The sequence below is a fragment of the Sphingomonas sp. PP-CC-3A-396 genome (genome assembly GCF_004343105.1).
Classification (GTDB): Bacteria; Pseudomonadota; Alphaproteobacteria; order Sphingomonadales; family Sphingomonadaceae; genus Sphingomonas.
In genome coordinates, this window is the sequence record NZ_SLYF01000002.1 from 341,852 (window position 1) to 358,387 (window position 16,536).

The 16,536-nt window shown below is 65.6% G+C and carries 19 protein-coding genes; 9 read left to right on the forward strand and 10 right to left on the reverse strand.

The features are described 5' to 3' along the window. Positions 1 to 5 precede the first annotated feature (5 nt). The 6 genes from C8J40_RS05275 to hemW form a co-directional block, all read right to left on the reverse strand. A complete protein-coding gene (locus C8J40_RS05275; RefSeq protein WP_197978314.1) occupies positions 6 to 203 on the reverse strand; it encodes a hypothetical protein in 198 nt (65 codons plus the stop codon). After that, positions 200 to 1,351 carry a tRNA guanosine(34) transglycosylase Tgt gene (tgt, locus tag C8J40_RS05280; protein WP_132896100.1) on the reverse strand — a complete coding sequence of 384 codons (1,152 nt, stop codon included), beginning with the start codon at positions 1,349 to 1,351 and terminating at the stop codon, positions 200 to 202. Before tgt ends, C8J40_RS05275 begins: the two co-directional genes overlap by 4 nt. Positions 1,352 to 1,355: 4 nt before the next feature. Next, on the reverse strand, positions 1,356 to 1,811 hold the full coding sequence (locus C8J40_RS05285) for an EF-hand domain-containing protein (protein WP_243693214.1): 456 nt from the start codon (positions 1,809 to 1,811) through the stop codon (positions 1,356 to 1,358). An 8-nt stretch (positions 1,812 to 1,819) separates the two neighbouring features. Continuing rightward, entirely contained in the window at positions 1,820 to 2,845 is a 1,026-nt protein-coding gene (gene queA, locus C8J40_RS05290) for a tRNA preQ1(34) S-adenosylmethionine ribosyltransferase-isomerase QueA (RefSeq protein WP_132896102.1), read from the reverse strand. 7 nt (positions 2,846 to 2,852) lie between these two features. Next, a complete protein-coding gene (locus tag C8J40_RS05295; RefSeq protein ID WP_132737569.1) occupies positions 2,853 to 3,593 on the reverse strand; it encodes a peptidylprolyl isomerase in 741 nt (246 codons plus the stop codon). Positions 3,594 to 3,718: 125 nt separating this feature from the next. Beyond that, a complete protein-coding gene (hemW, locus tag C8J40_RS05300) occupies positions 3,719 to 4,891 on the reverse strand; it encodes a radical SAM family heme chaperone HemW (RefSeq protein WP_132896103.1) in 1,173 nt (390 codons plus the stop codon). A 43-nt stretch (positions 4,892 to 4,934) separates the two neighbouring features. Between hemW and C8J40_RS05305 the strand changes: the two genes are divergently transcribed. Both C8J40_RS05305 and C8J40_RS05310 read left to right on the forward strand, forming a co-directional pair. Beyond that, positions 4,935 to 5,492, forward strand: coding sequence for a CAP domain-containing protein (locus C8J40_RS05305; protein WP_132737574.1), 558 nt, complete (start codon positions 4,935 to 4,937; stop codon positions 5,490 to 5,492). Between the two features lie 150 nt (positions 5,493 to 5,642). Continuing rightward, positions 5,643 to 6,353 (forward strand): EAL domain-containing protein, encoded by a 711-nt coding sequence (locus C8J40_RS05310; RefSeq protein ID WP_132896104.1) that lies wholly within the window; start codon positions 5,643 to 5,645, stop codon positions 6,351 to 6,353. 126 nt (positions 6,354 to 6,479) lie between these two features. Here the strand turns inward: C8J40_RS05310 and rdgB are convergent, their stop codons facing one another. Then, entirely contained in the window at positions 6,480 to 7,115 is a 636-nt protein-coding gene (gene rdgB, locus C8J40_RS05315; protein WP_132896105.1) for an RdgB/HAM1 family non-canonical purine NTP pyrophosphatase, read from the reverse strand. After that, positions 7,112 to 7,828, reverse strand: coding sequence for a ribonuclease PH (rph, locus tag C8J40_RS05320; RefSeq protein ID WP_056055360.1), 717 nt, complete (start codon positions 7,826 to 7,828; stop codon positions 7,112 to 7,114). The genes rdgB and rph overlap by 4 nt, the downstream gene beginning before the upstream one ends. Positions 7,829 to 8,042: 214 nt before the next feature. Here rph and hrcA point away from each other — a divergent pair, with 214 nt between their 5' ends. From hrcA to C8J40_RS05340, 4 genes are all read left to right on the forward strand, one after another. Continuing rightward, positions 8,043 to 9,086, forward strand: a complete 1,044-nt coding sequence (gene hrcA, locus C8J40_RS05325) for a heat-inducible transcriptional repressor HrcA (protein WP_132896106.1) — start codon at positions 8,043 to 8,045, stop codon at positions 9,084 to 9,086. Positions 9,087 to 9,117: 31 nt separating this feature from the next. Then, positions 9,118 to 9,657, forward strand: coding sequence for a nucleotide exchange factor GrpE (gene grpE, locus C8J40_RS05330; RefSeq protein WP_132896107.1), 540 nt, complete (start codon positions 9,118 to 9,120; stop codon positions 9,655 to 9,657). A 180-nt stretch (positions 9,658 to 9,837) separates the two neighbouring features. Continuing rightward, entirely contained in the window at positions 9,838 to 11,061 is a 1,224-nt protein-coding gene (locus C8J40_RS05335) for a threonine synthase (protein ID WP_132896108.1), read from the forward strand. Between the two features lie 107 nt (positions 11,062 to 11,168). Further along, the gene (locus tag C8J40_RS05340; RefSeq protein ID WP_132896109.1) at positions 11,169 to 11,408 is read left to right on the forward strand and encodes a hypothetical protein; all 240 of its coding nucleotides are present in this window, start codon (positions 11,169 to 11,171) and stop codon (positions 11,406 to 11,408) included. A gap of 113 nt (positions 11,409 to 11,521) precedes the next feature. Here C8J40_RS05340 and C8J40_RS05345 read toward each other — a convergent pair whose 3' ends face one another. After that, on the reverse strand, positions 11,522 to 11,986 hold the full coding sequence (locus C8J40_RS05345) for a vgr related protein (protein WP_132896110.1): 465 nt from the start codon (positions 11,984 to 11,986) through the stop codon (positions 11,522 to 11,524). Beyond that, the gene (locus C8J40_RS05350; RefSeq protein ID WP_207901147.1) at positions 11,983 to 12,420 is read right to left on the reverse strand and encodes a copper chaperone PCu(A)C; all 438 of its coding nucleotides are present in this window, start codon (positions 12,418 to 12,420) and stop codon (positions 11,983 to 11,985) included. Before C8J40_RS05350 ends, C8J40_RS05345 begins: the two co-directional genes overlap by 4 nt. A 168-nt stretch (positions 12,421 to 12,588) precedes the next feature. Here C8J40_RS05350 and dnaK point away from each other — a divergent pair, with 168 nt between their 5' ends. The 3 genes from dnaK (at position 12,589) to C8J40_RS05365 (ending at position 16,535) form a co-directional block, all read left to right on the forward strand. Beyond that, on the forward strand, positions 12,589 to 14,496 hold the full coding sequence (dnaK, locus tag C8J40_RS05355; RefSeq protein WP_132896111.1) for a molecular chaperone DnaK: 1,908 nt from the start codon (positions 12,589 to 12,591) through the stop codon (positions 14,494 to 14,496). A gap of 116 nt (positions 14,497 to 14,612) precedes the next feature. Then, entirely contained in the window at positions 14,613 to 15,746 is a 1,134-nt protein-coding gene (gene dnaJ, locus C8J40_RS05360; RefSeq protein ID WP_132896112.1) for a molecular chaperone DnaJ, read from the forward strand. A gap of 333 nt (positions 15,747 to 16,079) precedes the next feature. After that, entirely contained in the window at positions 16,080 to 16,535 is a 456-nt protein-coding gene (locus C8J40_RS05365; protein WP_132896113.1) for a TM2 domain-containing protein, read from the forward strand. Position 16,536: the final 1 nt, after the last annotated feature.

Consider the following 16,536-nt stretch of genomic DNA (forward strand, 5'->3'; position numbering starts at 1 on the left):
GATCCTTACTTGTTGCGGTTCGCGAACAGCACCGCGCCCGCGATCGCCGCCGAGCCGATGCCGACGCCCAGACCGATCTTCGCGAGCGGCCAGCTCTTCGCCTTCTCGGCGGCGTTGTGCGCGGCGGCTTCGGCCTGCAGCTTCGCCTCCTTCGCGGCGGCGAGGATTTCGTTCGGGGTGTCGCTGTCGATCTTGATGGTCACTTGGGCTCTCCTTCACTCTTCCGGGCATACACGCCACGGAAATCATTCGCGAACTGCGTCAGCGTGCCCGAGGCGATCGCCGCCCGCAGATCCGCCATCAGCGTTTCGTAGAACCAGATGTTATGCTCCGTCATGAGCATTGCGCCAAGCATTTCGCCCGACCGGACGAGGTGATGCAGATACGCCCGACCCCAGGTCGCGCAGACCGGGCAGGGGCAGGCGGGGTCGAGCGGCCCCATGTCCTCGGCGAACTTCGCATTGCGGATGTTAATCGGGCCGGTGCGCGTGAAGGCCTGGCCGGTGCGCCCCGACCTGGTGGGCATCACGCAATCGAACATGTCGATCCCGCGTTCGACCGCGCCGACTATGTCGTCGGGCTTGCCAACGCCCATCAGGTAGCGCGGCTTCTCGACCGGCAACTGGTCCGGCGCGAAATCGAGACACCCGAACATCGCCTCCTGGCCTTCCCCGACCGCGAGCCCCCCGACCGCATAGCCGTCGAAGCCGATATCGATCAGCGCATCCGCCGACGACTTGCGGAAGCCCTCGTTCAGCGCACCCTGCTGAATCCCGAAGATCGCGTTGTTCTGGGCATGCTCTTCGCCGCTGTCGAACGCCGCGCGCGACCGCTTGGCCCAGCGCATCGATCGCTCCATCGCCGCGGCCTGCACCTCGCGCGTCGAGGTCGTCGGCACAAGTTCGTCGAACGCCATGACGATGTTCGAACCGAGCAGCCGCTGGATCTCGATCGACCGCTCGGGGCTGAGCAAATGCCGCGTGCCGTCGAGATGCGACTTGAACGACACGCCCTCCTCGGAGCGCTTGGTCAGGTCGGCGAGACTCATCACCTGATAGCCACCGGAATCGGTCAGGATCGGCTTCGACCACCCCGAGAACGCGTGCAGCCCGCCGAGCCGTGCGACCCGCTCTGCGCCCGGGCGCAGCATCAGATGATAGGTGTTGCCCAGGATGATGTCCGCGCCCGCACCGACGACGTCGGCAGGCTTCATGCCCTTGACGGTGGCGGCGGTCCCGACGGGCATGAAGGCGGGCGTGCGGATGTCGCCGCGCTGCATCGCGATGACGCCGGTGCGTGCTTTGCCGTCGGTGGCGGAGATGGTGAAGTCGAAGCGGGGGCGGGTGGTCATGGACTCAGTTTTTCTTGCGGATGCCGTAGCGATCGCCGACCGGCGCGCCGCGGATTGTGATGAGTTCGGCGCGGGTCAGCACGCCGTCCTTGTCGCGGTCGAACCGCGTGAAGAACTGCGCGAACCGCGCCTGGAGTTCGGCGAGCGTGATTCGGTTATCGCCGTCGCGATCGACTTCGAACGGGCTCGGCAACGCGTTGCGATCGCCTAGCCAGGCTTGTGCCCAATCCGCGTAGGCGATGTACCCAATAGAGCCGGTCGAAGCGCCCTCGGCAGTGGCGTAGCTCCGGGCAACGCACGCAGTCAGCTCGGCCTGCGTCACGCGGCCATCGCCATTCGCATCACATGCGGCGATGAACAGCGCGGCGGGCTCGGCGAAGATCGTCGCGGGCGGCTGCGGCGTGCCGGCGGGCGGCGGTGCGGCGGTAATGGCCTGGAGCAGAGCGAGAGCGAGCAGCATGCCGCCCGTCATGGCAGCAGAAGCGAGGCGTCGCCATAGCTGTAGAAGCGATACTTCGCTGCGATCGCATGCGCATACGCCGCCTGCATCCGCTCGCGACCCATCAGTGCCGACACCAGCATGAACAGCGTCGAGCGCGGCAGGTGGAAATTGGTCATCAAGCCATCGATGCCACGAAACCGGTATCCGGGCGTGATGAAGATCGCGGTGTCGCCATCGAACGGGCGAATGACGTCGTCCTCGCCGGTCGCGCTCTCGATCAGCCGCAGCGACGTCGTCCCGACCGCGATCACACGACCACCGTTTGCGCGCACCGCGTTCAGCCGGTCGGCGGTCGCGGCATCGATCCGACCCCATTCCGCGTGCATCTTGTGCTCGGTCGTGTTGGTCGCCTTGACCGGCAGGAACGTCCCCGCACCGACATGCAGCGTCAGCGTCGCATGCTCGATTCCCGCCGCCTCAAGCGCCGCCATCAGTTTCGGTGTGAAATGCAGCGCCGCCGTGGGCGCGGCGACCGCCCCCGGCTCGGACGCGAACATCGTCTGGTAATCGTCCGCATCGCGTTCGTCGGTCGGGCGTTTGCCGGCGATATACGGGGGCAGGGGCATATGGCCCGCGCGTTCCAGCAACAGCTCGACCGGCTCGTCGCCCGCGAACACCAGCGCGTAGCTGCCATCGTCCTCGCGATCGACCGCCGCCGCGCTGACGTCGTTGCCAAAGTCGATCACATCGCCGTCACGCAGTCGCCGCGCGTTGCGGATGAACGCGCGCCATCGCCGCGGCCCCTCGCGCTTGTGCAAGGTCGCGCCGATCTTCGCGTCGCCGCGCCGCCCGTCCAACTGCGCCGGGATCACGCGCGTATCGTTGAACACGAGCATGTCGCCGCGCCGCAACAGCGACGGCAGGTCGGACACGCCCGCATCCAGCGTGCGATCACCTTCGAGCACCAGCATCCGCGCAGCATCGCGCGGCGCCGCGGGGCGTAGCGCGATGTTGTCGGTCGGCAGGTCGAAGTCGAAAAGGTCGACGTTCAACGGAGTCTCACTTCTTGGCGGGGGCCTTCTTGGCCGCAGGCTTGGCAGTGGGCGCCTTGCGAGCAGCTGGCGCGAGCTTGGGCGCTGCCGCGTTCGGACCAGACGCCGTTCCCGGCAACGTCACCGGCGCACCCAGCGCAGGGGCAGGTGGGCCGGCGACATACGCCGGAGGATTGTCCGCCGCGATATACGCATGGACGATCCGCGACGGGTTCGCCGGCGGCTCGCCGCGCTGGATAGCGTCGACATACTGCATCCCGTCGATCACGCGACCGAACACGGTGTACTTCTTGTCGAGGCTGAGGCGCGGCTGGAAGACGATGAAGAACTGGCTGTTCGCACTGTCCTCCTTGTCCGACCGTGCCGCCGACACTGCGCCGCGGACATGCGGCAGGTAGTTGAACTCGGCCTTGAGATCGGGGAGCGTCGAGCCACCGGTGCCGTCGCCCTTGGGATCGCCGCCCTGCGCCATGAAGCCGTCGATCACGCGGTGAAACGCGAGGCCGTCATAGAAATGCTGGCGGGTGAGCGTCTTGATCCGCTCGACCATCAGCGGCGCGACGTCGGGCCGCAGCCAGATCGTCACGCGGCCACCGGTCGACAGATCGAGCAGCAGCAGATTCTGCGTATCCGTGGTCAGCGGCGGGGTCGCGCGAACGGCAGGCGCCACGACTTCCTTCTTCTGCGCCGCGACCGGCACCGTGACTAGGCACCCGAGCAACGCGAACATTCCGACGAAAAAGCGCATCAAATTCCCACTCGCAAGAGGCCCGGCGCAACCGGGCTGCCGCCACTTAGAGCAAATCCCCGCTCGCGCCAATCTGAACGTGACCGCGTCTCGGACGCCGAGGAGTCAGGTTCGAAGGTGACGGGTCAGGCGGTGACGATCTCGGGCAGGATCGCGTCGAGCAGCAACGCGCCCGCGTCGGTGACGCGCAGTCGACCGGGGGTGTGCACGATCAAGCCAAGAGCCTCGAGCCGTGCCACCGCTGCAATATCCACTGGCACGATGCCGTCGTTGAGTGCGGTGATGCGGTCGAGATCGACACCTTCCGCGAGCCGCAATCCCATCAGCAAAGCCTCGGTAGCGCGCGTCGATGGAGTCAGCGGATCCTCGACTTCCATGCCGTGACCATTGCGCTCGATCGCGGCCAGCCAGTTCTCCGGCTTCTTGCGCCGCACCGTCGCCAGCCCGCCGCGCCGGCCATGCGCCCCCGGCCCGATCCCGGCATAATCCTGGTAACGCCAGTATGCGAGATTGTGACGGCTCTCCGCTCCCGGTCGCGCATGGTTCGACGTCTCGTACGCGGGCAAGCCTGCCGCTGCGGTATCGGCACGCGTTGCCTCAAACAGATCCGCCGCCGAGTCGCCGTCCGGGATCACGATCCGCCCCGCCAAAGCCTCGGTGGCGAACCGCGTGCCGGCTTCGATCGTCAACTGGTACAGCGAGAGATGCTCCGTCCCCAGACTAAGCGCGTGCGCGAGTTCCGCGCGCCAATCGTCGAGCCGCTGGCCGGGGAGCGCATAGATCAGGTCGAAACTCACGCGGGGAAAGACGCTCTGCGCGGTGGCGAGCGCGGCCTGTCCCTCGTTCACGTCATGCGCGCGGCCGAGGAATTTCAACGCCTGGTCATCAAGTGATTGTAGCCCGAGCGACACTCGGTTCACGCCAGCGTGCGCCAGGTCCGCAAATCGTGCTGCCTCGACCGAGGACGGATTCGCCTCCAGGGTGATCTCGATCCCGTCGGCGAATCCCCAAGCCTTCTCCGCTGCATTCAGCACGGCAGCCACGGTCGAGGGCGGCATCAGCGAGGGCGTGCCACCGCCGAAGAAGATCGACTGCAACTTCCGCCCCGGCAGTACCCGCGCCTCGTGTGCGAGGTCGGTCAGCAACGCGGCGCGCCAGGCTGCCTGGTCGACCTCTTCGCGGACATGGCTGTTGAAGTCGCAATACGGGCATTTCGACACGCAGAACGGCCAATGGACGTAGAGCGCGAGGTCGCCCGGGGAATCAGAGCGGGGGCTTGGTGTTTCGAAGACGGGCATTATCTCGCGCATATGGTCGCACGGAGCGGTCGAAGGAAGCGCAATGACGGCACGGATGGGTTTGGCGATCGTCGGGGCGTTGTTACTGGCAGGCTGTGCGCAGGGGCCCGAGCGAGTCGTCGAGCCGCGCGAATCGATGGCGCCGGCATCGCGCGGGGCGAGCCTCCTCAAGACCGCGATGATGGACGGCCACAACGCTGCGCGCGCCGCCGTCGGCGTGGCGCCGCTGACCTGGAGCGACACGCTGGCGACCACCGCGCGCGCCTATGCCGAGGAGATGGCGCGCACGCGGAAATTCGCGCACGCGCCGCAACCGCAGGGGATGACGCGCGAGGGCGAGAATTTGTGGACCGGCACGCGCTACGCCTATGCGTACACCGAAATGATGGGCCACTGGGTCGCTGAGAAGCGTGATTTCATCAACATGCCTACGCCCGGATTCAGCCGCACCGGCAAATTCGAGGACGTCGCGCACTATACGCAGATCGTCTGGCGTGGCTCGACCCAGGTCGGCTGCGCGATGGCGAGCAACAAGACCGACGATTATCTGGTGTGCCGTTACTCCCCGCCCGGCAACGTGTTCGGCGAGCGCGCTTATTGATCTTAAGCAAGCTGGTAGTTCTGGAGCGGTGGTATTTTATTAAGTGGTTTCGGCTAACCTGCTTTAATGAAACCACCACCCCAACCCGATGTTCCCCGTATCGGTTGCGTCGGATGTCGTGATGGCGCTGGCCTGTCGTTCGCCTTCTCGATGGCGTTCCAACCGATCGTCGATGTCGAGACGGAGACGGTCTTCGCCTACGAGGCGCTGGTGCGGGGCCCCGAAGGCCAGTCGGCCGCCAGCGTGCTCGGCCGGGTCGACGGCGACAACCTCTACGCGTTCGATCAGCAATGCCGGGTGCGGGCGATCGAAGCGTCGGTAAAGGCGGGGCTGCTCGATACGCCCGCACGGCTTTCGATCAACTTCCTGCCGAACGCGGTGTATTCGCCGGCGGCGTGCATCCAGTTGACGCTGAAGACCGCCGCGGCAGTCGGCATGCCGACGGATCGCCTCATCTTCGAGTTTACCGAGAACGAAGAGATGCTCGATCCCGCGCATGTCGCGAACATCATCGCGACCTATCAGAAGATGGGCTTCGGGACGGCGCTCGACGATTTCGGTGCGGGGCATGCGGGGCTGAACCTGCTCGCGCGGTTCCAGCCGGACATCATCAAGCTCGACATGGAACTGATCCGCGACATCGACACGAGCTTGCCACGGCGGATGATCGTCGAGGGGATGCTGCGGATGTGCACGGCGCTGGGAATCACGGTGATCGCCGAGGGGGTCGAGACGCTCGGCGAGTTCGAGGCGCTGCGGGGTCTCGGCGTGCGGTACATACAGGGATACCTGCTGGCAAAACCGGCGTTCGAGGCGCTGCCCGCGGTGACGTGGCCGGTGAAGCAGGCGTTAGCAGTCTGAACCACATCTCCACCGTCATCCTGACGAAAGTCAGGATCAAGAGTAACGGGCGGTGCCCTTGATGGCTCTGGATCCTGACTTTCGTCAGGATGACGGGACGGCGAGGGGCTTCCCCCGCCGGGCCGCTCAGAACACCGCGGCTTCCAGCAGCTTGAACGCCTCGGTGCGGTGGCTGATCGCGTTCTTCGTTTCGTGCGGGAGTTCGGCGTAGGTCTGGTCGTAGCCGAGCGGCACGAACACCGGGTCGTAGCCGAACCCGACATTGCCGCGCGGCGGCCAGGTCAGCGTGCCCTCGGCACGGCCTTCGAACCATTCCACGTGACCATCGGGCCATGCCAACGCCAGCACGCTGACGAAGTGCGCGCCGCGCGTTGCGTCCGGGCCCTTGGCGACGACCGCGTCCTCGACCTTCTGCATCGCCATGTTCCAGTCGCGACCGTTCGGGGTTTCCGCCCAATCCGCCGTGTAGACGCCCGGATCGCCGCCGAGCGCATCGACGCATAGCCCGCTATCGTCCGCGAGCGCGGGATAGCCCGACAGATCAGCGGCCGAGCGCGCCTTCAATTCGGCGTTCGCGAAGAAGGTCGTACCCGTCTCGATCGGCTCGGGCAGGTCGAGCTCGGCGGCCGAGACGACTTCCAACCCACGCCCTTCTAGCAACGCCGCAATCTCGCGAACCTTCCCCTTGTTGTGGCTGGCGATGACCAGCTTGCCGGGGGCGAGCTTGCGGATCGCCTGCGGCACCTCGCCTTCGCCGCTCACTTGGCGACCGCTTTCGCCTGCGCCGCGAAGATGTCCGTGCAACCGATCCGTGCGAGACGCAGCAGGCGAAGCAGCGCCTCCTCGTCGTACGTTGCGCCCTCGGCGGTCGCCTGCGCCTCGGCGATGTTGCCGTTTTCGAGCAGCACGAAGTTCGCATCCGCATCCGCACCCGAATCCTCGATATAGTCGAGGTCGAGCACCGGATTGCCCTGGTAGATGCCGCAGCTGATCGCCGCGACCTTCTGCGTCAGCGGGTCGGCGGTCAGCTTGCCGCTCGCGAGCAGACCGTCGATCGCGAGCCGGAGTGCGACCCAGCCGCCCGAGATCGACGCGGTGCGCGTGCCGCCATCCGCCTGGATCACGTCGCAGTCGATCACGATCTGGCGCTCGCCGAGCAGCTTCAGGTCGACGACTGCGCGGAGCGAACGACCGATCAGCCGCTGGATTTCCTGCGTGCGGCCCGACTGCTTGCCCTTGGCGGCCTCGCGGTTGTTGCGCGTGTTGGTGGCGCGCGGGAGCATGCCGTATTCGGCGGTCACCCAGCCTTCGCCCTTGCCGCGCATGAACGGCGGCACCTTCTCCTCGACGCTGGCGGTGACGAGGACTTTCGTGTCGCCGAAGCCGATCAGGACGGAGCCTTCGGCATGCTTGGTGAAGCGCGGCTCGATCGTGATCGCACGCATCTGGTCTGGGGCGCGGCCGGATGGGCGCATAGTCTTATCCTAACGGAAGTGAGTGGTTGCCCGCTGCCTAGCCTTTCGTTTCCGTGCTCGCCAGCCTTCCCCGTCATCCTGACGAAAGTCAGGATCCAGAGTAACCGAGTTCCGTCCTCCGTGGCTCTGGATCCTGACTTTCGTCAGGATGACGGAGTGGTCGGGGTGCGCATTCCCCCTTTGTACGACGCCGGATCCGCCCTAGATCAAAGCGATGGCCACGCCCCCCGTCACCGAACTGACCGATCGCGCGCGCGACATTTTTCGTGCCGTCGTCGACAGCTATCTCGCCAGCGGCACGCCGGTCGGGTCGAAGACGATCGCGCAACTCACCGGCCTCAGCCTCTCCCCCGCCTCGATTCGCGGCGTGATGGGCGAGTTGGAAGGCCTCGGCTTGCTCGCCAGCCCGCATACCAGCGCCGGCCGCATGCCGACCGACCGGGGCTTGCGGCTGTTCGTCGACGGCATGATGCAGGCGATGGAGCCGTCGTTCGAGGAGCGCCAGACGATCGAGGCACGTGCCGGTGTCGGTGGTCCGGTCGAGGAGGCGCTCGCTGCGACCACGCTCGCGCTGTCGGGGCTGTCGGCGTGCGCGGGCCTGGTGATGGTGCCGAAGCGCGAGCTGAAACTCCGCCAGATCGCGTTCGTCGCGCTGTCGCCCGAACAGGCGCTGGCGGTGCTGGTCAGCGAGGACGGCTCGGTCGAGAATCGCGTGATCGCACTGCCCAAGGGCATGTCGCCGTCTGCGCTGATCGAGGCGGGCAACTACATGTCGGCGACGCTCGGCGGCCTGACGCTTGCCGAAGCGCGCGGCCGGATCGAGCGTGAACTGGCGGACGGGCAGGCGGCGCTTGATGGCGCGGCGCGGACGCTGGTCGAGCGCGGCATCGCGGTGTGGAGCGAGGATGCGGATCGTCGCCCGGTACTGATCGTGCGCGGGCAGGGGCGGTTGATCGATGCCGCCGCCGCCGCCGATCTCGACCGGGTCCGCGACCTGCTCGACGATCTCGAGGGAAAGCAGGAAGTCGCATCGCTCCTGGACAGCGCGCGCGCCGGTGATTCGACGCGGATTTTCATTGGCGCGGAGACCAAATTGTTCGCGTTGTCAGGGTCTTCGGTCATCGCCCGCCCGTTCCGCGGATTGGACGGGCGGGTGGTCGGCGTGGTCGGTGTCATAGGCCCGACGCGGTTGAACTATGCGCGCGTCGTGCCCATGGTGGATTTCACGGCTGCAACGCTCGCCCGGTTGATGGGTTGAGCCGGCCCAATTTAAATTTATAGGGAAAACCATGTCCGACATCGATCAGAACACGCCTGCAGACCTGCGCGAAGAGACCGCTGAAGCCGCCCCCGAAGTGGCCTCGAACGACCGCGTCGCCGAGCTCGAGAACCAGCTCGCCGAAGCCAGGCAGAACGTCCTCTACGCGCAGGCCGAGATCCAGAACGTCCGCCGCCGCGCCGAAAAGGAAGCCCAGGACGCGCGTGCCTATGCCGCGACGGCGTTCGCGCGCGACGTGCTGTCGGTTGCGGACAATCTCTCGCGCGGGCTGTCGGCAATCCCGGCCGACCTCCGCGCTGATGACAAGATGAAAGGCCTTGTCACCGGGCTGGAGGCGACCGGTCGCGAGCTGGAGAGCGTGTTCCAGCGCCACGGCATCACCAAGATCGCCGCGGAGGGCCAGATGCTCGATCCCAACAAGCACCAGGCGATGCTTGAGGTCCCGAGCGACCAGCCTGCCGGGACGATCGTCCAGGAAATGCAGGCGGGCTACATGATCAAGGACCGCCTGCTGCGTCCTGCCATGGTCGGGGTCGCCAAGGCTGGGTAATCCTCCCCGGAACGGGGAGGGGGACCGCCACGCGCTTGCGTGGTGGTGGAGGGGGCTCACCTCCCGCGTACCATCTGCGGCCGGGGCGCTGTTACGTCGAGCGTGACGAACGCGACACGCGCCCTCCACTAGCTGCGCTGGTCCCCCTCCCCTTGCAGGGGAGGATTTGAAAGTCAGTTCATGAACCAGAACCTCACCACCGATCGTCAGACCTTCGTCACGCATCTTGAATGCTCAATTACCGGCGAGCGGTATGAGGCGGACCAGCTTCATGGGCTGTCACGGGCAGGGCGGCCGTTGTTAGTGCGCTACGACCTCGACGCGGTGCGGTCGTCGGCTTCGCGCGACACGATCGAAGCGCGGCCGACCGATTTGTGGCGCTGGCGCGAGCTGCTTCCCGTCCGCCACACGTCCAACATCGTCAGCCTTGGCGAAATCGAGACGCCGCTGGTGCCCCTGACGAAGTCGGGTGGCCCCAACGTGCTCGTGAAGGACGAAGGACGCCTCCCGACCGGATCGTTCAAGGCGCGCGGCCTCGTCATGGCCGTCGCGATGGCCAAGGAGCTCGGCGTTAAGAAAATCGCGATGCCGACCAACGGCAATGCGGGCGCGGCGCTGGCGGCGTATGCGACGCGGTGCGGGATCGAGACGATCGTGTTCTGCCCGGACGACACCCCCGAGATCAACGTCCGCGAGATCGCGATGCAGGGCGCGCGGGTCTGGCGGGTGAACGGCCTGATCGACGATTGCGGCGCGATCGTCGGCAAGGGGGCGGCAGAGGGCCGCTGGTTCGATTTCTCGACGTTGAAGGAGCCCTATCGGATCGAGGGCAAGAAGACGATGGGGCTCGAACTCGCCGCGCAGTTCGGCTGGAAACTGCCCGACGCGATCTTCTACCCGACCGGTGGCGGCACCGGCTTGATCGGGATGTGGAAGGCGTTCGACGAACTCGAGAAGCTCGGCTGGATCGGCTCGGAGCGGCCGAAGATGTTCGCGGTGCAGGCGAGCGGCTGCGCGCCGATCGTCCGCGCGTTCGAGGCTGGCGAGGAACATGCCGAGCGTTGGGAAGATGCGAGCACCGTCGCAGCGGGCATTCGCGTGCCGAAGGCGGTCGGTGACTTCCTGATCCTTCGCGCGGTGCGGGAGTCGGGTGGGCAGGCGCTCGCGGTTGGCGATCCGGCGATCCTGAAGGCGGTCGACGCTGCGGCGAAGCAGGACGGGTTGCTGCTATGCCCCGAGGGCGGCGCGACGCTGGCCGCCTACCATCAGGCGCTGAACACCGGGCTGGTCGACGAGGACGACAAGGTCGTACTTTTCAACTGCGCGACCGGGTTGAAGTATCCGATGCCCGAAGCACCGCAAGCGCTTGATAGAACACGGCCTATCGATTTCGACGCGTTGTAAACGGCGGGTTTCCGCCGATAGGGTGGATCGCGATCTACCAGATCGGTGGTTGAAATTGATCCATGTTGGCTGCAACGGGGCGCCCTTATTTACAAAAGGGGTCTTCAATGCAGAAAATCGTCCAGGTCGTTTGCGTCGTGCTCATCGCGGCGGCGGTGATGTTCGGCGGGCGTTGGTACATGTACGTCGCGCAGGGCTCTAGCCCGTATGACGAGGTCGGCATCGCGCTGAACGGCTATGCACCGGGGCCCATGCGGGCTTGGGGCTGTCACAAGATGCAGGCGCGGTTCCCGGGCCAGTTGCCACCTTACGGGTGTGCCGGGCCGGATGGTCGTAACTGGCTGTAACAAGCGTCCGTCATCCCAGCGAAAGCTGGGATGACCCCGTCATAGCGCGCGCTCTTGCCGCTTGAGATCCCAGCTTTCGCTGGGATGACGGTGGGGGGACGGGGTGGCTGATGTCAGGCCGACACTAACGGTGTAAACGGCAGGACCGTCTCGTACTGCGCGAGCGGCGGTGCCCCCGCGACCTTCGCGCCCGCACGCAGCAGGAAGGCGTGGCGCACGATCTCACCCTGTTGCTCGATGCCGTAACGATGTAGCGCCACCCCCGGCCGGAACGCATAGTCGTACCGGCACCAGGGATGTCGCGCCAACGGCAGGAACACGCCGCGCTGGTGTTGCCAGATGTGCGTCATCTCGTGAATGAACAGCCCCTGCAACGTCAGGTGCGCATGCGCGAAGTCGTCGCACCACAGGTCGCCCTTGGGGTGGAAGTGGATGCACCCGCGCGGTGCCATCACCGTGTCGCGCGGCTGGAAGAACGCCCATTTGCTCCGCGACAGGCTGACCTGAGAATAATCGATCGCGCCGCCGAACACCGACGCCGCCAGCGCGGTCTCCCCCTCGGTCAGCCCGCGCTTCACTTGCCCGCAGGAGTCCCCGCCGCGACCACGGTCGCATTGTTCAAGATTCGCGTCCCGTCCGCAAACGCGAACGTCAGCATCACGCGATCCGCAGGCTTGATCCCCGAATTCATGTCGAACAGCATCACATGCCGCCCACCCGGCGCGAACGCCACATCGGTGTTCGCTGGAATGTCCACGCGCGCGAGCGGCGTCATCGAGGTCACGCCGTTCTTCGCCATCGTCTCGTGCATTTCCGACTTGATCGCGACGTCGGTTGTAACCGAAATCAGCGTCGTCGGCGTCGGCCCGCCATGTACCGTGAAGTACGCCGCCGCCGGTCGCCCCGTCACCGCACCAAGCCGCACCCAGGCGCCGTCTACCGACAGCTCCTTCGGCTTCGAGCACGACGCCAGTGCCATCGCGGCAACACCCAGTCCGAAAACGATACGCATAGGTTACTTTTCCCCGGGCCCTGCCTCTTGCGCATCCTATGACGGGTACAATCTTGCGGCAAGCGCGAGGCCACCTATATCGCGCCCATCATCAGAAAGGTTCCACTGCCGTAACGGGGTGGAACCGGTTTCGTATTTTCGTTTCAAGTGAGGGGCTAATCAGAACTCATGGCTAAAGTAATCGGTATCGATCTCGGCACGACCAACAGCTGCGTTTCCGTGATGGAAGGCGGCAAGCCCAAGGTCATCGAGAATTCCGAGGGCGCGCGCACCACGCCGTCGATCGTCGCGTTCGCCAAGGATGGCGAGCGACTGGTCGGCCAGCCGGCCAAGCGCCAGGCAGTGACGAACGGCGACAACACCATCTTCGCGGTGAAGCGCCTGATCGGCCGTCGTTTCGACGACCCGATCACCAAGAAGGACACCGAGCTGGTCCCGTACAAGATTTCGCGTGGGCCGAACGGCGACGCATGGGTCTCGGCCGGCGGCAAGGATTACTCGCCGTCGCAGATCTCGGCGTTCACGCTGCAGAAGATGAAGGAGACCGCTGAGTCGTACCTTGGCGAGACGGTCACGCAGGCGGTCATCACCGTTCCCGCGTACTTCAACGACGCACAGCGCCAGGCGACCAAGGATGCTGGCCAGATCGCCGGCCTTGAAGTGCTGCGCATCATCAACGAGCCGACCGCGGCGGCGCTGGCCTATGGCCTCGACAAGCAGGACGGCAAGACGATCGCGGTCTACGATCTCGGCGGCGGCACGTTCGACATTTCGGTGCTGGAAATCGGCGACGGCGTGTTCGAGGTGAAGGCCACGAACGGCGATACCTTCCTCGGCGGTGAGGATTTCGACAACAAGATCGTCCAGTATCTCGCCGACGAGTTCAAGAAGGCGGAAGGCATCGACCTTGCCAAGGACAAGCTGGCGCTGCAGCGTCTGAAGGAAGCGGCCGAGAAGGCGAAGATCGAGCTCAGCTCGGCGCAGTCGACCGAGGTCAACCTGCCCTTCATCACCGCGGACCAGAACGGCCCGAAGCATCTGGTCAAGTCGATCACCCGCGCCGATCTGGAGCGGATGGTCGAGGATTTGGTCAAGCGTACGCTCGAACCTTGCCGCAAGGCGCTCGCAGACGGCGGCCTGAAGCCCGAGGACATCTCGGAAGTCGTGCTGGTCGGCGGCATGACGCGCATGCCGCGCGTGCGTGAAGTCGTGAAGCAGTTCTTTGGCAAGGAGCCGCACACCGGCGTCAACCCGGACGAGGTCGTCGCGATGGGCGCCGCGATCCAGGCCGGCGTGCTGCAGGGCGACGTCAAGGACGTGCTGCTGCTCGACGTGACGCCGCTGTCGCTCGGCATCGAGACGCTGGGTGGCGTGTTCACCCGGATGATCGATCGCAACACGACGATCCCGACAAAGAAGTCGCAGACCTATTCGACCGCCGACGACAACCAGGGCGCGGTGACGATCCGCGTGTTCCAGGGCGAGCGCGAGATGGCGGCCGACAACAAGATGCTCGGCAATTTCGATCTCGTCGGCATCCCGCCCGCACCCCGCGGCGTGCCGCAGATCGAAGTCACGTTCGACATCGATGCCAACGGTCTGGTCAGCGTTTCGGCCAAGGACAAGGGCACCGGCAAGGAGCAGCAGATCCGCATCCAGGCATCGGGTGGCCTCTCGGACAACGACATCGACCAGATGGTTCGCGACGCCGAGACCTTCGCCGAGGAAGACAAGAAGCGTCGTGCGGGCGCCGAGGCGAAGAACAACGCCGAGTCGCTGGTCCACACCACCGAGCGTCAGCTTGCCGACAATGGCGACAAGGTCGACGAGTCGCTGAAGACCGAGATCCAGGCCGCGATCGACGCGACCAAGGCTGCGGTCGAGAGCGGCGATGCGGATGCGATGACCGAGAAGAGCACTGCGCTCGCCCAGGTCGCGATGAAGCTCGGCCAGGCGATCTACGAGAAGCAGGCCCAGGCGGACGCATCGCCGTCGGCTGACGGTGACGGCGCGAAGAAGGACGACGACGTCGTCGACGCCGAGTTCTCGGAAGTCGACGACAACCCGAAGGCGTAACCGACGTCCCCCTCTCCCCGTCGGGGAGAGGGTCGGGGTGAGGGGCAGTACCGAGAGGGGCCGCGTGTGGCGCCCCTCTCCCAACCCTCTCCCCGGAGGGGAGAGGGCTTGAGATCATGAGTACCCAGACAGATTATTACGAACTGCTCGAATGCGAGCGGACCGCGGATGCGGGGACGATCAAGTCGTCCTACCGCAAGCTCGCGATGAAATATCACCCGGACAAGAACGCCGGCTGCAAGGATTCCGAAGCGCAGTTCAAGGCGGTCAGCGAGGCGTACGAGTGCCTCAAGGATCCGCAGAAGCGCGCGGCCTATGATCGGTTTGGCCACGCCGCGTTCCAGAACGGCGGCGGTGGTGGTCACGGTGGCGGTGCGCAGGACTTCGGCGGCTTCAGCGACATCTTCGAAAGCGTCTTCGGCGAATTCATGGGCGGCGCGCAGCGTGGCGGCGGCCGGTCTGCGGCGCGGCGCGGCGCGGACCTGCGCTACGACATGGAAGTGAGCCTCGAGGAAGCGTTCCACGGCAAGACGACCGAGATCACGATCGACGTCTCCGCGCTGTGCGACACCTGCGATGGCTCGGGCGCCAAGGCCGGCACACGCGCGAAGACCTGTCAGCATTGCGGCGGCCATGGGAAGGTCCGTGCGCAGCAAGGCTTCTTCGTGGTCGAGCGCGCTTGCCCGGTCTGCAATGGCGCGGGCGAAGTCATCGCCGACCCGTGCCCCGATTGCCGCGGCGAAGGTCGCGTCGAGAAGACCAAGACGCTGTCGATCAACGTCCCCCCCGGCGTCGACGAAGGCACGCGCATCCGCATGTCGGGCGAAGGCGAGGCGGGCGCTCGCGGCGCGCCGTCCGGCGACCTCTACATCTTCCTCCACGTCACCAAGCACAATCTGTTCGAACGCGAAGGCACGACATTGTTCGCGCGCGCACCGATCAGCTTCACGGTCGCGTCGCTCGGCGGGGCGCTGTCGATCCCCGGCCTCGATGGTCGCACGCACGAGGTGAAGATCCCCGCCGGCATCCAGTCGGGCAAGCAGCTCCGTCAGCGCGGCGCCGGCATGCCCGTCCTGCAAGGCCGCGGCTTCGGCGACCTCGTCGTCCAGATCGACGTCGAAACCCCCACGCGTCTCAGCAACCGCCAAAAGGAACTGCTCGAGATGTTCCGCGAGACGGAGACGGGTGATGAGTGCCCGGCGAGCCAGGGCTTCTTCGCCAAGCTGAAGGGCGTGTTCGCGGGCGAATGATACGACAACGGGCCGGTGTTATACCGGCCCGTACGTTACCGAACCGCATGCCTACCGCAGTTATCCCGCCCCACTCGTCATCCCAGCGAAAGCTGGGATCTCACTGTTTGTGTTGTACCGCGTACCAACAGGAATACCCCAGTTTTCGCTGGGGTGACGGGCGTTGGGAGTTGTCCCGCGTCGAGTAATATGATGGCCGACTGTCACCAGCATGAGGGCACAGATCTCCGGCTGACGATAGTCCTTGCGGGTCATGTCGGATGACACGCGTAAGTTCGAGCTTGCCTGATCCTTGGCATCCGCCAGAATGAAAAGCGAACATCGAGGAATGATATGCGCGGACAGGTTTTAGGCGTCGATCCCCGCACGGGCGAAGGCATCGTCGCGGGGCAGGACGGACAACGCTATCGGTTCGCGCCGGAGGATTGGGCGCATCGCGGCGAACCGGCGATCGGCATCGAAGTCGATTTCGAAGCCGCCAACGATCGTGCGCTCAGCGTCTTCCCGATGCCGACCGCGCCTGGCCCGCGTCGCGCGGTGCCGCCAGCCGCTGTCGTCCCGGCCAACGACCGCAACAAATATGTGGCCGCCGTCATGGCGTTCGTGATCGGCACGCTCGGCATCCATCGCTTCTATCTCGGCAGGACGGGCTCGGGGATCATCATGCTGGTGCTGACCATCACCGTGGTAGGACTGGTCATCAGCGCACCCTGGGCGTTGATCGACATGATCCGCTATCTGATGATGTCGGACGAGGAATTCGCGGCACGCTATCCGCGCACGCGGTAAC

Bases quoted from the DNA above. Each gene is read 5' to 3' on its own strand.
- C8J40_RS05350 (WP_207901147.1), bottom strand. From the start codon at position 12,420: ATGCGTATCGTTTTCGGACTGGGTGTTGCCGCGATGGCACTGGCGTCG.
- hemW (WP_132896103.1), bottom strand. From the start codon at position 4,891: ATGCCCGTCTTCGAAACACCAAGCCCCCGCTCTGATTCCCCGGGCGAC.
- dnaJ (WP_132896112.1), top strand. From the start codon at position 14,613: ATGAGTACCCAGACAGATTATTACGAACTGCTCGAATGCGAGCGGACC.
- grpE (WP_132896107.1), top strand. From the start codon at position 9,118: ATGTCCGACATCGATCAGAACACGCCTGCAGACCTGCGCGAAGAGACC.
- C8J40_RS05335 (WP_132896108.1), top strand. From the start codon at position 9,838: ATGAACCAGAACCTCACCACCGATCGTCAGACCTTCGTCACGCATCTT.
- C8J40_RS05365 (WP_132896113.1), top strand. From the start codon at position 16,080: ATGCGCGGACAGGTTTTAGGCGTCGATCCCCGCACGGGCGAAGGCATC.
- C8J40_RS05310 (WP_132896104.1), top strand. From the start codon at position 5,643: ATGGCGTTCCAACCGATCGTCGATGTCGAGACGGAGACGGTCTTCGCC.
- C8J40_RS05305 (WP_132737574.1), top strand. From the start codon at position 4,935: ATGACGGCACGGATGGGTTTGGCGATCGTCGGGGCGTTGTTACTGGCA.
- C8J40_RS05285 (WP_243693214.1), bottom strand. From the start codon at position 1,811: ATGCTGCTCGCTCTCGCTCTGCTCCAGGCCATTACCGCCGCACCGCCG.
- rph (WP_056055360.1), bottom strand. From the start codon at position 7,828: ATGCGCCCATCCGGCCGCGCCCCAGACCAGATGCGTGCGATCACGATC.
- hrcA (WP_132896106.1), top strand. From the start codon at position 8,043: ATGGCCACGCCCCCCGTCACCGAACTGACCGATCGCGCGCGCGACATT.
- tgt (WP_132896100.1), bottom strand. From the start codon at position 1,351: ATGACCACCCGCCCCCGCTTCGACTTCACCATCTCCGCCACCGACGGC.
- C8J40_RS05295 (WP_132737569.1), bottom strand. From the start codon at position 3,593: ATGCGCTTTTTCGTCGGAATGTTCGCGTTGCTCGGGTGCCTAGTCACG.
- dnaK (WP_132896111.1), top strand. From the start codon at position 12,589: ATGGCTAAAGTAATCGGTATCGATCTCGGCACGACCAACAGCTGCGTT.
- C8J40_RS05340 (WP_132896109.1), top strand. From the start codon at position 11,169: ATGCAGAAAATCGTCCAGGTCGTTTGCGTCGTGCTCATCGCGGCGGCG.